The 18932-nt window shown below is 44.8% G+C and carries 18 protein-coding genes; 12 read left to right on the top strand and 6 right to left on the bottom strand.

The window, feature by feature from the left end; all coding sequences use genetic code 11:
* Window positions 1-9 precede the first annotated feature (9 nt).
* The 7 genes from Q4Q57_RS07050 to Q4Q57_RS07020 all read left to right on the top strand — a co-directional run bounded on the left by Q4Q57_RS07050 (window position 10) and on the right by Q4Q57_RS07020 (window position 8518).
* On the top strand, window positions 10-717 hold the full coding sequence (locus tag Q4Q57_RS07050) for a succinate dehydrogenase iron-sulfur subunit (RefSeq protein WP_106650759.1): 708 nt from the start codon (window positions 10-12) through the stop codon (window positions 715-717).
* A gap of 214 nt (window positions 718-931) precedes the next feature.
* On the top strand, window positions 932-3763 hold the full coding sequence (locus Q4Q57_RS07045; protein WP_311890353.1) for a 2-oxoglutarate dehydrogenase E1 component: 2832 nt from the start codon (window positions 932-934) through the stop codon (window positions 3761-3763).
* A 31-nt stretch (window positions 3764-3794) separates the two neighbouring features.
* Window positions 3795-4985, top strand: a complete 1191-nt coding sequence (gene odhB, locus Q4Q57_RS07040) for a 2-oxoglutarate dehydrogenase complex dihydrolipoyllysine-residue succinyltransferase (RefSeq protein ID WP_311890351.1) — start codon at window positions 3795-3797, stop codon at window positions 4983-4985.
* Between the two features lie 105 nt (window positions 4986-5090).
* Window positions 5091-6257, top strand: a complete 1167-nt coding sequence (gene sucC, locus Q4Q57_RS07035; protein ID WP_107947894.1) for an ADP-forming succinate--CoA ligase subunit beta — start codon at window positions 5091-5093, stop codon at window positions 6255-6257.
* Window positions 6257-7129: a succinate--CoA ligase subunit alpha gene (gene sucD / locus Q4Q57_RS07030; RefSeq protein ID WP_220590441.1), complete on the top strand. Its 873-nt coding sequence runs from the start codon at window positions 6257-6259 to the stop codon at window positions 7127-7129. Before sucC ends, sucD begins: the two co-directional genes overlap by 1 nt.
* Window positions 7130-7509: 380 nt before the next feature.
* Window positions 7510-7917, top strand: a complete 408-nt coding sequence (gene rnk / locus Q4Q57_RS07025; RefSeq protein WP_220590440.1) for a nucleoside diphosphate kinase regulator — start codon at window positions 7510-7512, stop codon at window positions 7915-7917.
* Window positions 7918-8020: 103 nt separating this feature from the next.
* Complete coding sequence (locus Q4Q57_RS07020) at window positions 8021-8518, top strand: GNAT family N-acetyltransferase (RefSeq protein ID WP_106650753.1); 498 nt, start codon at window positions 8021-8023, stop codon at window positions 8516-8518.
* 82 nt (window positions 8519-8600) lie between these two features.
* Here Q4Q57_RS07020 and fur read toward each other — a convergent pair whose 3' ends face one another.
* The gene (gene fur / locus Q4Q57_RS07015; RefSeq protein ID WP_106650752.1) at window positions 8601-9032 is read right to left on the bottom strand and encodes a ferric iron uptake transcriptional regulator; all 432 of its coding nucleotides are present in this window, start codon (window positions 9030-9032) and stop codon (window positions 8601-8603) included.
* Window positions 9033-9289: 257 nt separating this feature from the next.
* Between fur and cobB the strand changes: the two genes are divergently transcribed.
* The 4 genes from cobB to corA all read left to right on the top strand — a co-directional run bounded on the left by cobB (window position 9290) and on the right by corA (window position 12265).
* A complete protein-coding gene (gene cobB, locus Q4Q57_RS07010; RefSeq protein ID WP_220590439.1) occupies window positions 9290-10021 on the top strand; it encodes a Sir2 family NAD+-dependent deacetylase in 732 nt (243 codons plus the stop codon).
* Complete coding sequence (locus tag Q4Q57_RS07005) at window positions 10018-10467, top strand: ATP-binding protein (RefSeq protein WP_300480789.1); 450 nt, start codon at window positions 10018-10020, stop codon at window positions 10465-10467. The genes cobB and Q4Q57_RS07005 overlap by 4 nt, the downstream gene beginning before the upstream one ends.
* Before the next feature lie 352 nt (window positions 10468-10819).
* Window positions 10820-11191: a hypothetical protein gene (locus tag Q4Q57_RS07000; RefSeq protein ID WP_311890344.1), complete on the top strand. Its 372-nt coding sequence runs from the start codon at window positions 10820-10822 to the stop codon at window positions 11189-11191.
* A 126-nt stretch (window positions 11192-11317) separates the two neighbouring features.
* Entirely contained in the window at window positions 11318-12265 is a 948-nt protein-coding gene (gene corA / locus Q4Q57_RS06995) for a magnesium/cobalt transporter CorA (RefSeq protein WP_106650748.1), read from the top strand.
* Window positions 12266-12475: 210 nt separating this feature from the next.
* Here the strand turns inward: corA and Q4Q57_RS06990 are convergent, their stop codons facing one another.
* Entirely contained in the window at window positions 12476-13738 is a 1263-nt protein-coding gene (locus Q4Q57_RS06990; protein WP_311890341.1) for a DUF3391 domain-containing protein, read from the bottom strand.
* Between the two features lie 118 nt (window positions 13739-13856).
* On the opposite strand from Q4Q57_RS06990, the gene Q4Q57_RS06985 reads away from it, so the two are divergent.
* Window positions 13857-14552, top strand: a complete 696-nt coding sequence (locus Q4Q57_RS06985; RefSeq protein ID WP_311890339.1) for a 2OG-Fe(II) oxygenase — start codon at window positions 13857-13859, stop codon at window positions 14550-14552.
* An 81-nt stretch (window positions 14553-14633) separates the two neighbouring features.
* On the opposite strand, the gene Q4Q57_RS06980 is transcribed toward Q4Q57_RS06985, so the two are convergent.
* From Q4Q57_RS06980 to Q4Q57_RS06965, 4 genes are all read right to left on the bottom strand, one after another.
* The gene (locus Q4Q57_RS06980; protein WP_311890337.1) at window positions 14634-15983 is read right to left on the bottom strand and encodes a sensor histidine kinase; all 1350 of its coding nucleotides are present in this window, start codon (window positions 15981-15983) and stop codon (window positions 14634-14636) included.
* Window positions 15974-16648, bottom strand: coding sequence for a response regulator (locus tag Q4Q57_RS06975; protein ID WP_006081964.1), 675 nt, complete (start codon window positions 16646-16648; stop codon window positions 15974-15976). Before Q4Q57_RS06975 ends, Q4Q57_RS06980 begins: the two co-directional genes overlap by 10 nt.
* 187 nt (window positions 16649-16835) lie before the next feature.
* On the bottom strand, window positions 16836-17195 hold the full coding sequence (locus Q4Q57_RS06970; RefSeq protein ID WP_012587462.1) for a hypothetical protein: 360 nt from the start codon (window positions 17193-17195) through the stop codon (window positions 16836-16838).
* Window positions 17196-17405: 210 nt separating this feature from the next.
* A complete protein-coding gene (locus tag Q4Q57_RS06965; RefSeq protein ID WP_259510517.1) occupies window positions 17406-18728 on the bottom strand; it encodes a dicarboxylate/amino acid:cation symporter in 1323 nt (440 codons plus the stop codon).
* Window positions 18729-18932: the final 204 nt, after the last annotated feature.

Raw genomic sequence — 18932 nt, 5'->3', positions numbered from 1 at the left:
GTTGCAAAGATGAAATTGACATTTGCAGTTTATCGCTACAATCCTGACGTAGATACTAAACCGTATATGCAGGATTACAGCTTAGAAGTAGCTGACGGCTCTGACATGATGGTGCTCGATGCACTGATTAAGTTGAAAGAGCAAGATCCGACTCTGTCATTCCGTCGCTCATGCCGTGAAGGTGTGTGTGGTTCTGACGGTGTGAACATGAATGGTAAAAATGGTCTGGCGTGTATTACCCCAATTTCAACCTTCAAAGGCAAGAAATTAGAAATACGCCCATTACCAGGTATGCCAGTTGTTCGTGACTTAGTTGTTGATTTAACTCAGTTCTATAAGCAGTATGAGAAGATCAAGCCTTACCTCATCAATGATGAGAAAGCACCAGCCCGTGAACACTTACAATCACCTGAAGAGCGTGCTCATTTAGATGGTCTGTACGAATGTATCATGTGTGCCTGTTGTTCTACGGCTTGCCCATCATTCTGGTGGAATCCTGATAAGTTTATCGGTCCAAGCGGTCTGCTTCACGCATATCGTTTCTTGATCGACAGTCGCGATACAGCAACAGAAGAACGTCTTTCTGAGCTGGACGACGCCTATAGCGTGTTCCGTTGCCACGGCATCATGAACTGCGTTGACGTGTGTCCAAAAGGTCTTAATCCGACTAAAGCAATTGGTCATATTAAGTCCATGCTGTTGAAGCGAGCAGTGTAATGCGAGAACCCGAGCTGAAACCAATAATAATATAGCTCTTGAAGAGTCACTTTCTGGTAGCAGAAGGTGACTCTTTTGCGTATGTAATGGAAGACAACGCGCCGTATATCTGGACATCTAGGGGCGGCAGAAATTATGCGTCGAAGGTAATCTCTACAGACTGCATATTTAATACTATGGCTAAGCACGTGTATAAAGTTTGAAAGGAATAGAAATGCACCAAGGCATCATGAAAGCCTGGCTCGAATCATCTCACTTAAGTGGTGCAAATTCGACCTACGTAGAAGAGATGTATGAAGCCTATCAAGAAAACCCACAGTCAGTCGCTGATGATTGGCGTGCGGTATTTGATAATCTCCCTCCTGTGAACGGTGCCTCTGTTGATGCGCCTGAAGCTGCTCACTCAAAAGTACGTGATTATTTTCGCAGTTTAGCGTTAGAAGGACGCCATAAGAGCTCTGCTCGTGTGACGGATCCTGAACTGGATGCTAAGCAAGTTAAAGTCCTGCAGTTAATTAACGCCCATCGTTTCCGTGGTCATCAAGGTGCTAACCTTGACCCCCTAGAACTGTGGAAACGCGAACCTGTGGCCGATTTAGATCCTGCCTTCCACGGCCTGACTAAAGAAGACATGGATCGTGAGTTTAATACTGGTTCTTTTGCTCATGGTGGCGAAACCATGAAGCTTGCGGATTTGGTAAAAGCACTGAAAGCCACTTATTGTGGTTCTATCGGTGCTGAATATATGCACATTACCGATACCGATGAGAAACGCTGGATCCAACAACGTCTCGAACCTTCCTTAGGTAAAGCTAACTACGATAAAAGTGTTAAGACACGCATTCTTGAAGGCTTAAACGCCGCAGAAGGCATTGAAAAATACTTAGGTGCTAAATTCCCTGGTGCGAAACGTTTCTCGTTAGAAGGCGGCGATGCGTTAGTGCCTATGATGCGCGAAATTATTTATCGTGCAGGTGAAGCGGGTACTAAAGAAATCGTCGTTGGTATGGCTCACCGTGGTCGTCTAAACGTACTGGTTAACGTATTAGGTAAGCGTCCTGCTGAACTGTTTGATGAGTTCGCGGGTAAGCATGCTGATACCCACGGTTCGGGTGACGTTAAGTACCACCAAGGTTTCTCCTCTGATTTCGAAACGCCGGGCGGCAATGTGCATTTAGCACTAGCCTTTAACCCATCGCACCTTGAAATCGTTAACCCTGTGGTCATTGGTTCGGTACGTGCCCGCCAAGACCGTCGCGGTTGTAAGGATGGCTTACAAGTCATGCCTATTACTATTCACGGTGACTCAGCCATTGCGGGTCAAGGGATAGTACAAGAGACATTCAACATGTCTCAAACCCGCGGTTTTAAAGTGGGCGGCAGTATTCGCATCGTAGTGAACAACCAAGTGGGTTTCACTACGTCTAACCATGCGGACGTGCGTTCAACTGAATATTGTACTGACATCGCTAAGATGGTTCAGGCGCCGATTTTCCACGTTAACTCTGACGATCCAGAAGCGGTTGCATTTGTATCGCAGTTAGCCGTTGACTATCGTAACGAGTTCAAACGTGATGTAGTGGTTGAATTAGTCTGTTATCGCCGTCATGGCCATAACGAAGCCGATGAGCCAAGTGCAACTCAACCGCTGATGTATGCCAAGATCAAGAAACACCCAACGCCACGTAAGATTTATGCAGACAAGTTAATTGCTGAAAACGTGATTGCTGCCGATGAGGTGACTGGACTTATCAATAATTACCGTGACGCATTAGATCAGGGTGATTGTGTGGTGAAAGAATGGCGTCCAATGACGCTGCATTCTGTTGACTGGACACCTTATATTGGTCGTGAGTGGGACGAAGCGTTCGAATCTGCGATGTCGGCAGAACGTTTACAAAACCTTGCGGACAAATTGAGCTACGTTCCTGAAAGCCATCCATTACAATCCCGTGTTGCTAAGATTTATGGCGACCGTGTTGCTATGGCAAAAGGTGAGAAACCACTCGATTGGGGCTTTGCAGAAACCTTGGCATATGCCTCGATTCTGGAAGACAACAAGCGCGTTCGTATCACAGGTCAAGATTCTGGCCGTGGCACTTTCTTCCATCGTCATGCTGTGCTGCACAATCAAAACGATGGCACGACTTACATGCCACTACGCAACATTGCCGATGAGCAAGGTCCGATTGATATTACTGACTCAGTGTTATCTGAAGCCTCAGTATTGGCATTTGAATACGGCTATGCGACGGCAGAACCTGGCGGCCTGACCATTTGGGAAGCCCAGTTTGGTGACTTTGCCAACTGTGCGCAAGTGGTTATTGATCAGTTCTTGTCATCGGGTGAACAAAAGTGGGGCCGTTTATGTGGTCTGACTATGTTGTTGCCCCATGGTTATGAAGGTCAAGGCCCAGAGCACTCAAGCGCCCGTTTAGAGCGTTTCTTGCAAATGTGTGCTAACCACAACATGCAAGTGTGTGTGCCTTCAACACCTGCACAGGTTTACCATATGTTGCGCCGTCAAGTGGTGCGCCCAATGCGTCGACCACTTATCGTGATGTCGCCTAAATCATTGCTGCGTCATCCATTAGCCGTGTCGAGTTTGGAAGAATTGGCCAGTGGTAGTTTCCAAAATGTGATCGGTGAAATCGATACCTTGGAAGCAAGCAAAGTGGATCGCGTTGTTTTCTGTAGTGGTAAAGTTTACTTCGAACTACTGGAAAAACGTCGTAAAGAAAACATCACTAACGTAGCGTTAATTCGTGTTGAACAGTTATATCCGTTCCCACATGATGAAATGATCGTTGCTTTGGTTGATTACCAACATGTGAAAGATTTTGTTTGGTGTCAGGAAGAGCCACAGAACCAAGGTGCTTGGTACTCGAGTCAACACCATTTCTGGGCCGCGGTTCCTGCAGGTGCACAGTTAACTTATGCTGGTCGTGAAGCGTCAGCTGCACCAGCGTGTGGTTACCCTGAGTTGCACACACATCAGCAAGAATCTTTAGTGAACAGTGCCCTGAAACTTACAATCACACTGTAGTAATAGACATTTTATAAAAGGATAGTTTTTCATGAGTATCGAAATCAAGGTACCCGTACTACCAGAATCTGTTGCCGATGCCACGATTGCCACTTGGCATGTGAAAGTGGGCGAGCAAGTTTCTCGTGATCAAAACCTGGTTGATATTGAAACCGATAAAGTGGTTCTTGAAGTGGTTGCGCCAGAAGATGGCCACATTGGCGAGTTTTTATTTGAAGAAGGCGCCACTGTTCTGGGTGAACAAGTGATCGCTAAATTTATCGCCGGTGCTGTATCGGGCAAAGAAGTCACTAAAGCACAAGCTGAAGCGGCAACGCCTGCAGCTGAAACCAGCGATGAAAGCAGTGATGCGTTAAGCCCATCTGTTCGCCGTTTACTGGCAGAGCACAATGTTGATGCCAGCAAAGTAAAAGGCACTGGTGTGGGTGGTCGTATTACGAAAGAAGACGTAGAAGCCTTCGTTAAGTCTGCCCCTAAAGCTGCGGCGCCAGCAGCACCTGCTGTAGCTCCGTTAGCGGCTGGCCGTAGCGAGAAGCGCGTGCCAATGACACGTCTGCGTAAGACAATCGCTAACCGCTTGTTAGAAGCGAAAAACTCTACCGCTATGCTCACGACATTTAACGAAGTGAACATGAAGCCCATCATGGATATCCGTAAGCAATACCAAGATATCTTTGAAAAGCGCCACGGTATCCGTTTAGGCTTTATGTCTTTCTACATCAAAGCTGTGACAGAAGCACTGAAACGTTTCCCAGAAGTCAACGCGTCTATTGATGGCGATGATATCGTTTATCACAACTACTTCGACATTAGCATCGCAGTATCAACACCACGTGGTCTGGTAACACCAGTGTTACGTGACACAGATACCATGAACTTAGCTGAAATCGAAAAAGCGGTTCGTGATTTAGCCATCAAAGGCCGCGACGGTAAGCTGACTGTGGCAGATATGACTGGCGGTAACTTCACTGTGACTAACGGTGGTGTTTTCGGTTCATTGATGTCTACCCCAATCCTTAACCTGCCGCAAAGCGCGATTTTAGGCATGCATGCCATTAAAGACCGCCCAATGGCAGTTAATGGTCAGGTTGAAATCCTGCCCATGATGTACCTAGCACTCTCATATGACCATCGTATTGTTGATGGCCGTGAGTCTGTTGGTTTCTTGGTTGCGATTAAAGACTTCCTAGAAGACCCAACTCGTCTGCTGCTTGATCTGTAAGACAACTCGCTAAGAGTTCGCGCTTAAAGAAATAGCCAGACATACCCTCGTGACTGGCCCAAACGGGCCAGTTGGATTTGATTAGAAGTATACGGATAGATCATCATGAATTTGCATGAGTATCAGGCAAAATCCTTATTTGCCGAATATGGTTTACCAGTGTCAGAAGGTTTTGCATGTGATACAGCCCAAGAAGCTGTAGAAGCGGCAGGCCATATTGGCGGAAATTTATGGGTTGTTAAGTGTCAAGTACACGCTGGCGGCCGCGGTAAAGCGGGTGGCGTTAAAGTCACTGGCGATAAAGAAGAAATCAGAGCCTTTGCCGAACACTGGTTAGGCAAAAATCTGGTGACTTATCAAACTGATGAGAAAGGTCAGCCAGTTGCTAAAATTTTAGTAGAAAGCTGTACCGACATCGCTAACGAACTATACCTTGGTGCCGTTGTTGACCGCGCGACTCGTCGCGTTGTGTTCATGGCGTCGACTGAAGGTGGTGTTGAAATTGAGAAAGTGGCAGAAGAAACGCCAGAACTCATCCACACTGCAATCATCGATCCTTTGACTGGCCCACAAGGTTATCAAGCTCGCGATCTTGGCTTCAAGTTAGGTTTAAACCCAACGCAAATGAAGCAGTTCACTAAGATCTTTATGGGTCTGGCGACTATGTTCGTTGATCATGATTTCGCACTATTAGAAATCAACCCACTGGTTATTACCACTGAAGGCAACCTACACTGCCTAGATGGTAAAATCGGTATCGACGGTAACGCACTGTTCCGTCAACCAAAAATCAAAGGCATGCACGATCCATCACAGGATGACGCGCGTGAAGCTCACGCGGCTAAGTTCGAACTGAACTACGTAGCATTAGACGGTAACGTTGGCTGTATGGTGAACGGTGCTGGTCTGGCTATGGGTACTATGGATATCGTTAACTTGCACGGTGGCAAGCCAGCGAACTTCCTAGACGTAGGCGGCGGCGCGACTAAAGAACGTGTAGCAGAAGCTTTCAAAATCATTCTGTCTGACAGCAATGTGAAAGCGGTTCTGGTTAACATTTTCGGCGGTATCGTACGTTGTGACATGATCGCAGAAGGTATTATCGGCGCCGTTAAAGAAGTGGGCGTTAAAGTACCTGTTGTGGTTCGTTTAGAAGGTACTAACGCTGAACTTGGCCGTGAAGTATTAGCTAAATCAGGTCTTGATATCATTGCAGCTACCAGTCTGACTGACGCGGCTGAGCAAGTAGTTAAAGCTGCGGAGGGCAAATAATGTCTGTCTTAATCAATAAAGATACCAAGGTAATTTGCCAAGGTTTCACTGGCGGTCAAGGTACATTCCACTCACAACAAGCTATCGATTACGGTACGCAAATGGTGGGTGGTGTGTCTCCTGGTAAAGGCGGTCAAACTCACTTAGGTCTACCAGTGTTTAACACGGTAAAAGATGCTGTTGCTGCAACTGGCGCAACGGCAACTGTGATCTATGTACCGGCACCATTTTGTAAAGACGCCATCCTTGAAGCTATCGACGGTGGCATCGAGCTAATCGTTTGTATCACTGAAGGCATTCCTACACTGGACATGCTGCAAGTTAAAGTGAAGCTTGAAGAAACTGGCGTTCGCATGATTGGCCCTAACTGCCCAGGTGTTATCACCCCAGGTGAATGTAAGATCGGCATCATGCCAGGTCACATCCACTTAAAAGGCAAAGTGGGTATCGTTTCACGTTCAGGTACTCTGACCTATGAAGCGGTTAAGCAAACGACTGATGAAGGTTTCGGCCAATCTACTTGCGTAGGTATCGGTGGTGACCCAATCCCAGGTACTAACTTCATCGACGTATTGGAAATGTTCCAAAACGATCCACAGACTGAAGCGATTGTAATGATCGGTGAAATCGGTGGTAACGCTGAAGAAGATGCGGCTGCTTACATCAAAGCACACGTAACTAAGCCTGTTGTGTCTTACATTGCTGGTGTAACTGCACCTGCTGGTAAGCGTATGGGCCACGCTGGCGCGATCATCGCTGGCGGTAAAGGTACTGCAGAAGACAAATTTGCTGCATTAGAAGCAGCTGGAGTGACAACTGTCCGCTCGCTAGCTGATATCGGCAAAGCGCTGCGTACTCGTACTGGTTGGTAAGCTAAACCGTTCGATACTAAAAGGCGCCTAAGGCGCCTTTTTTATTGGCTGTATAAGACAGGAATGGGATTGAGCTAACACCATGAAGACTAGATATTTTTTCTTCTACGGGTTAGATTGATGCTTCTCTACTCAGCAGTCGCCTGCGCCATGGGCGAGCATAGCGTGAGTAGAGCCATTAACCATGAGCCAAGTGCTTATGGCTTCAGTGCTGTTTCTGCAAAATATCTTGAATTCAAATTTATATCACACGGTTGCAGCTTTTTGCTGCGAGCGTATTTGTATTATGGGGCTTACCGCATTGGGGGAGGGTAAGCCACTGAGTCGATGTTAGCCACAGTAACGGCTTGAACATCACGTTTCTTTAAGAGGGAAAGACTGTGAAAACACCTAAAATCATTATTTCGGAAATCGACTTAGAAAGACTAGAGCGATTATTAGAGTCACTGCCGGCAAATGCGTTTCCGGGCAAAGCGGCATTGGAGGCTGAATTAGACAGAGCCGATATCGTGCCTGCGTCGCAGATGCCAGCGAATGTGGTGACCATGAATTCGGAAGTGAAATTTAGCGTTTCATCCAGTAATGAGACCTTCTGTTTACGGTTAGTGTATCCAAAAGACATCAATGGCGCGGGCACGATTTCTATTTTGGCGCCGGTGGGGAGTGCATTATTAGGGTTGTCTCAAGGCGATGAGATTGAATGGCCAGGCCCTGGTGGTTCTATGGTAAAAGTGCGTATTGAAGAAATCCTGTATCAGCCTGAGCGCAGTGGTGATTACCACCGTTAAGCTTAAGCTTAAGGTTCTGGCGTAGTGTCGTTGACGTTACGCCAATAGTAACCATTTATCGATAGGCTGATGTATTAAGCGATCCATTTTTGAAGGAGTAAAGATGATAACCCAAACTGAACGATTAATTATTCGGCCATTTACTGAGCAAGATTGTGAAGCCCTGTATTTGATGAACAGTAATCCGGCGATGCTGAAATACATTCCCACTGCTGCTTTTACGTCTCGTGAGCAGGCGGTTGAGTTATTTCACCAGGTGATCCAAGCCGATTATCAGCAACATGGTTTTGGTCGCTGGGCGGTAGAGCATAAAGCCGATAAACGTGTGATCGGTTTTTGTGGCCCGAAATTCATTGCAGAATTTAATGAAGTCGAACTGGGTTATCGTTATTTCCCTGAGTATTGGGGCACAGGGATTGGCACTGAGGCCGCATCTGCTGCATTAGCCGAATTTAAGCGTTTTGGCATAGAGCAGACAATTGCACTTATCTTAGAAGGGAATCTCGGTTCAGAAGGCGTGGCTAAGCGAGTGGGGATGCACTGGCGCGAGCAAAATGAGTTTATGGGCCATAAAGTGAATATCTACGCCAAGCTATTATAACGATTTGCCGATTAACATCATCCAATAAAAAAACCAGCCTAAAGCTGGTTTTTTGTGTCTCGGCGATGAAAGCTGAAGTCGACTAAGCGTCGTTATGCTCACAGGTATCATTGGTGCAAGTGCCGTACAAATATAAGCTGTGATTCGTCAGCTTAATGTTGTGTTTCATGGCAATTTCATCTTGACGACGTTCGATAACTTCATCTGAAAACTCAATCACTTTACCACACGACAGGCAAACTAAGTGATCATGGTGATGCTGAGTTGAGAGTTCGAAAACAGCTTTACCGCTTTCAAAATGGTGACGACTGACAATGCCAGCATCATCAAATTGGTTTAACACACGGTAGACGGTGGCTAGACCAATTTCTTCACCCAAATCCAGCAGCTTCTTGTACAAATCTTCTGCACTGATATGTTGGTTTTCAGGTCCTTGCATCAGTTCTAGGATCTTGACTCGTGGCAGGGTAATTTTCAAACCCGCTTTTTTTAGCGCTTGATTTCCATCTGTCATTGCTAATCTCTTGATTGCAGAACCAATAGGTTCATCCGTGGATAGTGTTTGCCATTATAGGGGCTCAGGTTGAAAACTTAAACCTTTGTTCTGGCTTTATAGCGCGATATGCAGATAAATTGTGTCAATAGGCGTTAAATCACAATATTTTGCGGCAATTCAAGCATAGTTTTTGTATGGTTATACCAAGGAATAATATTCACGGCTGCCAAAGTCAGTAAGAATAATTCAAATAAATAAAATAATAAGGAATCGGCATGTACCAGCAAATTGTGGTGTTAACCGGCGCGGGGATCTCTGCGGAATCGGGACTACGCACCTTTCGCGATCAAGATGGTTTGTGGGAAGAACATCATATTGAAGACGTTGCCACACCTGAAGGGTATGAACGTGATGCTGAACTTGTGGAACGCTTTTACAATAGTCGTTGGCAGCAATTGCACAGTGGTACGGTTGAGCCCAATGCCGCGCACCTTGCCTTGGCAAAGTTAGAGGCAGAATTTCAAGGTCAGTTATTGGTCGTGACCCAGAATATTGATGATCTGCATGAGCGTGCGGGTTCACGTCGATTGCTGCACATGCATGGCGAACTATCCAAAGGCCGTTGTCCGCGTTCGCGTCAGACTTTTATTTTACGTGAGCCTTTTGGTGCCGATAACTGTTGTACCTGCTGTATTCCTGCCCAGCGTTTGCGCCCCCATGTGGTGTGGTTCGGTGAAATGCCCTTAGGGATGGATCGAATTCACGATGCGCTCGATAACTGCGACTTGTTTATTGCCATTGGCACCTCTGGTACTGTTTATCCTGCCGCAGGCTTTGTCGATACCGCTAATCATCACGGAGCGCAAACGGTTGAAGTGAATATGATGGCACCCGATAGACACAGTCAGTTTCAATACCATCTCACGGGCAAAGCGGGGGAGTTAGTGCCTCAGTTGGTCGAGACTATTTTAGCGGGTAGAGTGATTGGCAGTGAGTCGAACGCATGAGTGATAAAATCGCGATTATTATGCGTGGCTTACCGGGCAGTGGTAAGTCACATTGGGTTGAAACTTATATTCTTTCCCTTGCTTTAGAAAAAGCCATTGGCGTGCGCCAACGCGGTGTCTTTTCGACCGATAGCTTTTTCTACCATCAAGATGAATACCGTTTTGATGCTAAGAGGTTGCCTGAGTATCATCAATGTAATCTGACGGGGTTTATTCAGGCACTGTCTTCAGGCGAGCCCGTGGTGATTTGCGACAACACTAATCTGTGCCGCTGGGAATACATGGCCTATGAAGCGGCGGCAAAAGCCTTAGGTTATCAAGTTAGAATTGTGCTTGTGGGCGAACCGAGTAATCCTACCCATCAGTTGGAATGCGCAAAACGGAATCGCCATGGCGTACCTTTGGCGCAAATTCAACGAATGGCAAAGGTATTTGAAGATTTTTAATCTAAATGGCTTATCATCATGAGTGTTGTGACGCTTTTGTCACAGTAATCGGATTAGGCCTTTATCTGTATCTCGCGGTGTTTTTTATCCTGTCATTTTTCGTCCTGCCACATTGTAGTAGTACTCTGTTTCAAATCATTGCTTTTGTGTAATGTCATTTGTCATTTGTCATTTGCCATTTGTCTTATCTCTTCGACCGTGAGCGTTAAGCTTGATCCCAAAGACAGTTTATCCACTTGAGTCAGCGTATAATGGCCTTTATATAATGTGTGGCACTGACGGGTTAATGCTCGATTGCAGCATGTGTTATATCGTTGACTGCGCGTAGGCGAAGTACATCAAAGGAAGGGTCATGCTCACTAAAGTTTTACTGACATTCTTAATCATGGCTGGTGCTTGGTTTTTACTGATGAAACGTCAGTGTCATATTGTGCCTCAGGCCGCGAATATCAGCACTAAACGTTTAAATGAACCCATGTGGCGTCGTTATTTACTCACAGGCGTGTTTGTGGTGCTCGGACTGAGTGTACTCAGTTATAGCGTTTGGTATTGGCGAGACCAGCACACAATAGTCACGGTAAGAATCGTGTCACCCAATGCTGACAACAATGGTGAGTATCGCGTGCGTAAGGGTGATATTTCAGATTCCAAAATGGTGACGCTCGATGGCATCCATATTCGCTTTTCGACCCAAGAACGGCTGACGATCATCGAGACCGATTAAGGCATATTTATTTTACTAAATTATCCTTCGCGCCTTTTCATTGCCAACTTATGCGGTAAACTAGCGACAATTTTTTAGCCTGCACTTAAGTGGGATCGTTAACTTAAGTTTTTTTCAGGAGGACAAATGATTACTGCTTATGTGTATGAAAATCGTCACCTTACTGTGACAGAGCTCGGCATACTGGACAGTATTCCCGCGTCGACCATTTGGTTAGATCTGTATAAACCCGATGATGCGGAGCGAGAATGGTTAAGTCATTTTTCTGTTGAAGAAGTGCCTGACGAAGAAGATATCAATGAAATTGAGGCCTCTGCACGTTTTTATCAAAACAGCGACGGCTTGCATATCAATTCGTTATTTCCCCAGCGTGTCGGCCAAGATGTGCGTGGTGTTAACGTGTCCTTCAACCTTCGGGCCAATTTTTTACTGACAATCCGTGAAGAAGACGTCGGTCTTATCCGCTTGCTACGTAACTATTTACGTTTGGGCCGGTTAGACGTGTCGACGCCGCAGGAATTATTTCTCGAATTATTTAATCTGAAAGTGGATTATCTGTCTGACTTAATCGAAGACGTTTACACTGTTCTCGAAAATGTCGGTGAGCAAGTGTTTGATAACGATGAGCTTGACGATGTATTTAAGCTCATCACTCTGCAAGAAGACTCCAATGGTAAAATCCGTTTGAGTTTGCTCGATACCCAGCGTTCACTGCGTTATATGCAGCGTTACTATCGTGGTCAGCTATCCGATGAGCACTTGAAGGATTTGCGGGAAATGTTATCGGATATCGAGTCGCTGATGCCCCACAGTCAATTTATTTTCGATAAATTAAACTTCTTGCTTGATGCGGCCATGGGTTTCAGTGGCCTGCAACAGAACAAAATCATTAAAATCTTCTCGGTTGCCGCTGTGGTGTTTCTGCCACCAACCTTGATTGCCAGTAGTTATGGGATGAACTTTACCAGTATGCCTGAGCTTGAGTGGCAATACGGTTACCCTATGGCGATTGTGATGATGTTAGCCAGTGCCGCTGGTACTTACTTCTTCTTTAAACGTAAACATTGGTTATAAGTCAGCCGCTAGACGTGTTGGTTTTGTCGAATAAAAAAATAAGGGTCGAATATTATATTCGACCCTTATTTTTATCACTGCGATTGTATCACTGTGATTTAATCACTTCACTTGATTTAATGAGCTTTATGTCACGAGTCTAACTCTATGACTTTGATTAAATCAGTGCCGCCAGTTATGCACCAATTGTACGGCTACTTAACTCAGTCATCATTTACGACTGTCACCACCAAAGTAGTAACTCACTCGTTCGCGGGGATTCAAGTACTCGTGAACTTTTTCAGGAAGCGCCGCAGGGGGTAAGCAGCGCACTATGCTGATCCCTTCAATCTCTAAATCAACGATAGGCGCTTGATCTTTAGGGACTAATGTATCGTAAACCAATATCTTAGGGCATAGCAGTTTAGTTAAGTTAACCGACATCACCATGGCATATTGACCGCTGGATAATTCCACCACACTGCCGGGAGGATAAATGCCGAGCATCTTGATCATCTTGCCAATGTATTCTTGATTAAGCTTAGTTTTGTATTGCTTGTATAAATGTCCCAGAGCGGCATAGGGCATTCTGGCTTTGCCCTGTTGGCTTGGATAACACAGGGAGTCATATTCGTTCACTACCGCAATCAATTGCGAAACTTTATCGAGAGCCTCTTCCTTTAGGCCTTTGGGATAACCACTGCCATCGAGAAACTCATGGTGATTGATGATTGCAGGTAAGGCTGCTTGGGGAAAATTATCGGCTAATTTGAGCAGTTCAATCCCAAGTAATGGATGCTGCTTGATGAAATTAAGCTCTGGCGCCGACCAAGGAGTCGATTTTTTAAGAATTTGGGGTGGAATTTTTAATTTACCCACGTCGTGGAATAGGGCACTGAGACCCACTGTTTCAATCTCACTTCTATCCCATTCGAGTTCTTTGGCGATCAGCATAGAAAGAATCGCGACGTTTAAAGAATGGTAGTAAATGCTTTCATCTTGCTTAGCATCGCTCATTAAGTGCAGCACTAAGTTATCTGAGTTGAGCAGCTGCTCGACTATGGTATGGACCAAATCTTTGGCGTCATCGACCGCATTTAAGGGGCGATTACGCAGCTTAGAGATGAGGCTGCGCATCATGGCTACCGAACGGGTAAAGTTTTGCTCGGTTTTATGAATATCGCGGCGTAATTTTTTTTGCACTTCGATTTGTTCGGCCTTGTACTGATCCATGTCGTTCTTAAGCACATTGATCTCAGCACTTGGCGGTAATTTGATTGGGTTGACTGCGTCAGCATCTATGGGAGCGACATCACTGCGTTCTAAATCGACAATGACATGCTCGATGCCTAGATTTTTAATCAACTCGATTTGTGCAGCTTGTTTAATATGAAAGCTACTGAATAAAAAGGGATGATCTTTCCAAGCCACAGGCAAACGCACAAAGTTGCCGACTTGAAGTTGATGGACTGAGACTTTACAGCTTTTTTTCATATTCTTGTTATCGTGAAGCCTAATGTGAGTTATTTTATCTCAATGATGCTGCTTTACAATTACTTAACTAACATGTCAGCATAGTAAGCCTAGAAAGTAGTCAATCCATTGAGGAAGTATGGACTTTATTGAAGTATACCCTAATGCGTTGCCGAATGACTTGTGTGACCGTCTCATTCTGGCATTTGAGCAACACGCTGGCGTTGTTGATGGACAAACGGGCAATGGCGTTGATTTGGAGAAGAAGATCAGCCGCGATTTGGCTTTAGATAGTTTCGTCGACCTGCAGCCCCTCAGAAACGAACTCTTAGGTTATACCTTAAAGGGCGCAGTAGATTATTTCACAAAGTACTCAATGGCGCTAATGGGCGCGGTCGCAGTGTCTGTGAGTGATGAAGAAGGCCAACCTGTGACGCTAACTCCGACTAATTTTTCGACGCTGGGTGCGCCTAGGGCCGATGGTTTAGTGAAGTATTTGTATCGCAGTGGCAGTATTAATGTTCAAAAGTATCAGCAGAATAAAGGCGGTTATCCCCACTGGCATTCGGAGCAATTCCCGCAGAATGGTCACAATGAAGCCTTGCATCGCGTCGTGCTTTACATGTTTTATTTAAATGATGTGGAAGAGGGCGGTGAAACCGAATTTTATTATCAGCAGCGTAAAATTTCCCCGAAAAAAGGCACTATGGTGATAGCACCTGCGGGATTTACTCATACGCATAGGGGTAATAAACCTGTGAGTGGTGACAAATATATTGCTACCTCTTGGATCATGTTCAATCGAGCTGAGCAGTTATACGCTGTGATTGCCTGATAAAGTTCACTATTCACACATAGTTACACATCCTTGTTTTAACTATTTGTATTTAGCCTTTGTTGTGAGCTATCCCTGTCCTTAAACAGGGATACTGATCCTAAAGAGTGCACCTTCTAAGCGGCTTTCCTCAATTTTTAAACTACCACCGTAGCTGTGAACGATTTCATCACATACGGCTAATCCGATACCTTGTCCTGGTGACTGGGTATCGGCTCGCACGCCGCGTTGGATAATCTTCTGTCTAAGGCTTTCTTCGACACCTGGGCCATCATCTTCGACGATAAGTTCAAACTCACCTTGTGAATTAATCTTAGCCAATACATGTACTTGGCTGATACATAAGCGGAAAGCGTTTTCCATCAGGTTACCACACAGCTCCATCAAGTCGCCCTTGTTGCCGGGGAACATTAAGGAAGGGGGAATGCTCGCTGAGAACTGCACTTGCTTATCGCGGTAAATTTTAAATAACATTTGCGCTAATTGATCGACTAAGGGCGCAATCACAGTCTGTTCTTGCTTCAGGCCTTGGCGGCCTAACATGGCGCGTTTTAATTGATATTTGACCAGCTGATCCATCTGGCTGACCTGTTCCATGATTTTTTCGCTCGCCGATTGTTTACTCAAACTGGCGTCATCTGTGATGGCATGCACAGCGGCTAAGCGGGTCTTAAGGCTGTGTGCTAAGTCATTCATGGCATTTTGATAGCGCTGTTGTTGGGCGCTCGATTGTTGCAGCATTTGGTTGAGTGCTTGGGTTACCCCTTCGAGTTCAACAGGATAACCCTCAGAAAGTGATTTACTCTTACCTTGGTTAATCGATTGCAGTTCATTCTGCATCCGTACTAAGGGGCGCATTCCCCAATAGGCGGCGCTGACCAATAGAATTAACGCTAAGGCTAATACCATGGCGAGTCGAATATAAGTGCGTTTACTGAACTTACTGTATTCCTGCTCGAGTTTAGCGGCATCTTTGAGGACGAGCAGGTTGTAATGTACGCTAGCAATTTCCACCGCGAGCAAATAGACGAAGTAACCTCTGTCATCGGCCATAGTAAGATAATAGGGCGGAGAATCGTTGCGAATTTCGTTAAAACGCTCGCAAGTATCAAATAAGCCACGGTCTACTGCGAGGGATGAAGTCCAAACTTGTTTGAATTTTTCATCACAACTCGCAATCACATAGCGTTCTTGCTTATTATTTTCCTCCAGCCACGCACTGGTATCGGGGATGAGATCGTGCTCCCGTAATTCGGCGGCGACTTGGGGAATTTCTGCAATGAGTTGTGCGGTTTCTTCGTTATAACTATTCTGCGCATGCAGGATATTGACCATCCATGCGAGCCCAAAACCCACTAAGGCAATAATCGATAGTGAGGTGAGAAACATCCGCGTCAGCAGACGTTTCTTAAATTTTAATCTTAATTGCATGGCAGGTTAAATTTATATCCTTGGCCGCGAATGGTGACGATAGGATTGTCAATGCCATCGCGGGTCAGTTTTTTACGTAGGCGGCTGACCATGACTTCAATTGTATTCGGATCGCCTTCTTTATCGCCATAAATCACATCGAGCAAACGTTGTTTGGCAACCACCTCATGGCAATGACGCATTAAATATTCGAGGATCAAATATTCAAAGGCAGTGACTTCCATGATTTCATCGCTCAGAGTGACTTGTTTAGCGGCGAGATCAAGTTTTAATTCTCCACTGCAAATCACAGGTTTAACAAAACCTGCGCTGCGGCGTACTAAGGCATCGAGTCTCGCGACGAGTTCTTCTTTTTGAAAGGGCTTGACTAAATAGTCATCGGCACCAGCATTAAGGCCTTCGACTTTATCCTGCCAATTAACTCGGGCGGTGAGGATTAATATCGGCGCTTTAAGACCCGCTTCTCTGAGTTGTTCAATTAAGCTAATGCCATCTTGATCGGGTAAACCTAAATCGACAATAGCCACATCGATGGGATAATTCGTGGCTTGATAGAAACCTTCTTTGGCAGTGAGCGCCACTTGAACTTGATTGCCGAGATCGCTTAATTGCACTTTTAAGTGGTGGGATAAAATAGGATCGTCTTCAACAACCAAAATTCTCATAATATACATGCCTTAAAGTGGATGAGCTAAGCCTTAGTTAGCAAAGCAGTCTACGCAAAATCACACTGATAACTAAATAGAGTATCAGCATATCTTAGTTGAACTTAACCTTTGCTGACCGAGCAGAACGTGTGGTCAAAATAAGTACTCATTTATTGTTGAATATGAAAGTTTTACTGATGAATTGCTAGCGTATCGGTGAATTTCCCCAAGGAGACTTTTGTTTTCTGATCCGCAAAATACCGTTACCACAGATAATTGCACCTAAGGTAAATAACATCACCGCCATCATAATAAAAGATAATCTCAACCAAGGCGCTTCTTGCGCTAAACGCATTTGTATCGCTTCAATCGTCGTGACGCCCCAGACGGTAAAGACACTCATAAATAATAAAGTTTGTAATAAACGCAGTAAGTAAACCGAGTTAAAGAATAAAACTAAGGGGGCAATTGCAAAGGGGATGGCAAAGCTAATTTGTTCATAACGTACAAAGTGGGCACACAATAGCCAGCAAGCTATCAGGATCCAAAGACTTCTCCACCACATTTGTTCAACTCCAATTAACGTATCAAAATAGTAAACATAATGTATCTAAAAACAAACTTCCGTACTATTGGCATGTTCACATTTTACTAATTTTAGAAAAATGAATTGGCATCATTAATGTAAACAAACAGCGCAGGTTTAAGTGTGAACAAAAAATATAAATAAAAACGCCCAACACAGAGGCTGGGCGTGATGGGTATTTAACTAAGGCTAGTTAGATTTATCTGAATGATGAACTTGCTCATCAAAACTTCTAGCAGCCTTACCCGCTTGTGTGTTGTTAAACACTTGCTCGTTAAATTCACCTTCAGATTTCGCAATAATCACTGTTGCGACACAGTCGCCCGTCACGTTAACTGCGGTACGTACCATGTCGAGTAGGCGATCAACACCGATAATCAATGCAATACCTTCAACCGGTAATCCAACTTGATTCAATACCATGGCCAGCATGATAAGTCCAACACCCGGAACGCCAGCTGTACCAATGGATGCCAATGTTGCTGTCACCACAACGGCGGCATAATCGGTGAGCGAGAGTTCAATGCCAAAAACCTGGGCGATAAATACAGTGGCCACACCTTGCATAATTGCAGTGCCATCCATATTAATGGTCGCACCTAAGGGGAGCGTGAAGGCAGCAATCTTATTATCGACACCTAATCTATGCTCAGAGGCTTCTATGGTAATAGGTAAAGTGGCATTTGAACTTGCTGTTGAGAAGGCAAACAATTGCACATCGCGCATTTTACGAATAAATATGAATGGATTGAGGCCTGAGAAGAGTTTTAGAAGTGTCGGGTAAACAATAAATGCATGGACCAGTAATACACCGAGAACCACGAAGAAATATTTAACTACGCTACCAAAGGTTTCTAAACCGAGCGTTAATGCTAATTTTGCCATCAGCGCAAACACACCATAAGGTGCCAATTGCATAATCAGTGTCACGACGCGCATGATGACTTCATTTAAATCTTCAAACAAAGCCGCAACTCGTTTACCTCGCTCACCAATATGGGCAATAGCAAAGCCAAAAATAACCGCAAAAATAATGATTTGCAGCATATTTCCTTCACTCAATGCCTGCATCGGATTGGTGGGGACTATATTGATAATCACGCTTGAAAGACTGGGCGCTTCTTTGGCAATGTATTCCATTTTTTCTGAAGCGAGTGAAGCGTTCCCAGGATGTATAAGTACGGCACTGACAATCGCAACTACGAGAGCAATTGCGGTGGTGAATAAATAGAAGGCGAGGGTTTTGCCACCTAAACGGCCTAATTTTGAAGGCTCACTCAGTGAGCAAGTGCCACAAACTAATGAAATAAAGACTAAAGGAACAACTAACATTTTTAAGCTGGAGATGAAAATGGTACCGATAACATGTAAAAAACCTTCGGTAATATAGTCTTTTACGATATCGCTTTCTGGAAAGGCATTGCGGAGTATGAGACCTAAGACAATACCTGTTCCCATACCGATCAGAATTTTACTTGTAAGGCCGAGTTTATTTTTTATCGAAATTGCCATGGGGAGTCCTGTGTGTTTTTTATACATTCTATTTTTTGGCGCTCACAAGACTAGCAAGAAAACGGCGAAGATGAAATGACAAATAGCGTTAAAGTATTTGTGTTATTTGTGAAATAAAATAAGGTTGTAGCGAGTAAAATTGGTGAAAATTGTGTAATGTTAGCCTATAAGTAATAAGCGTCTAGCTTAAGTATCATCATCAGA

The organism is Shewanella sp. SP2S2-6 (assembly GCF_031931965.1).
Lineage (GTDB): Bacteria > Pseudomonadota > Gammaproteobacteria > Enterobacterales > Shewanellaceae > Shewanella > Shewanella baltica.
The sequence above is the reverse complement of the archived record's forward strand: the minus strand, read 5'-3'. Positions and strand labels throughout refer to the sequence as shown.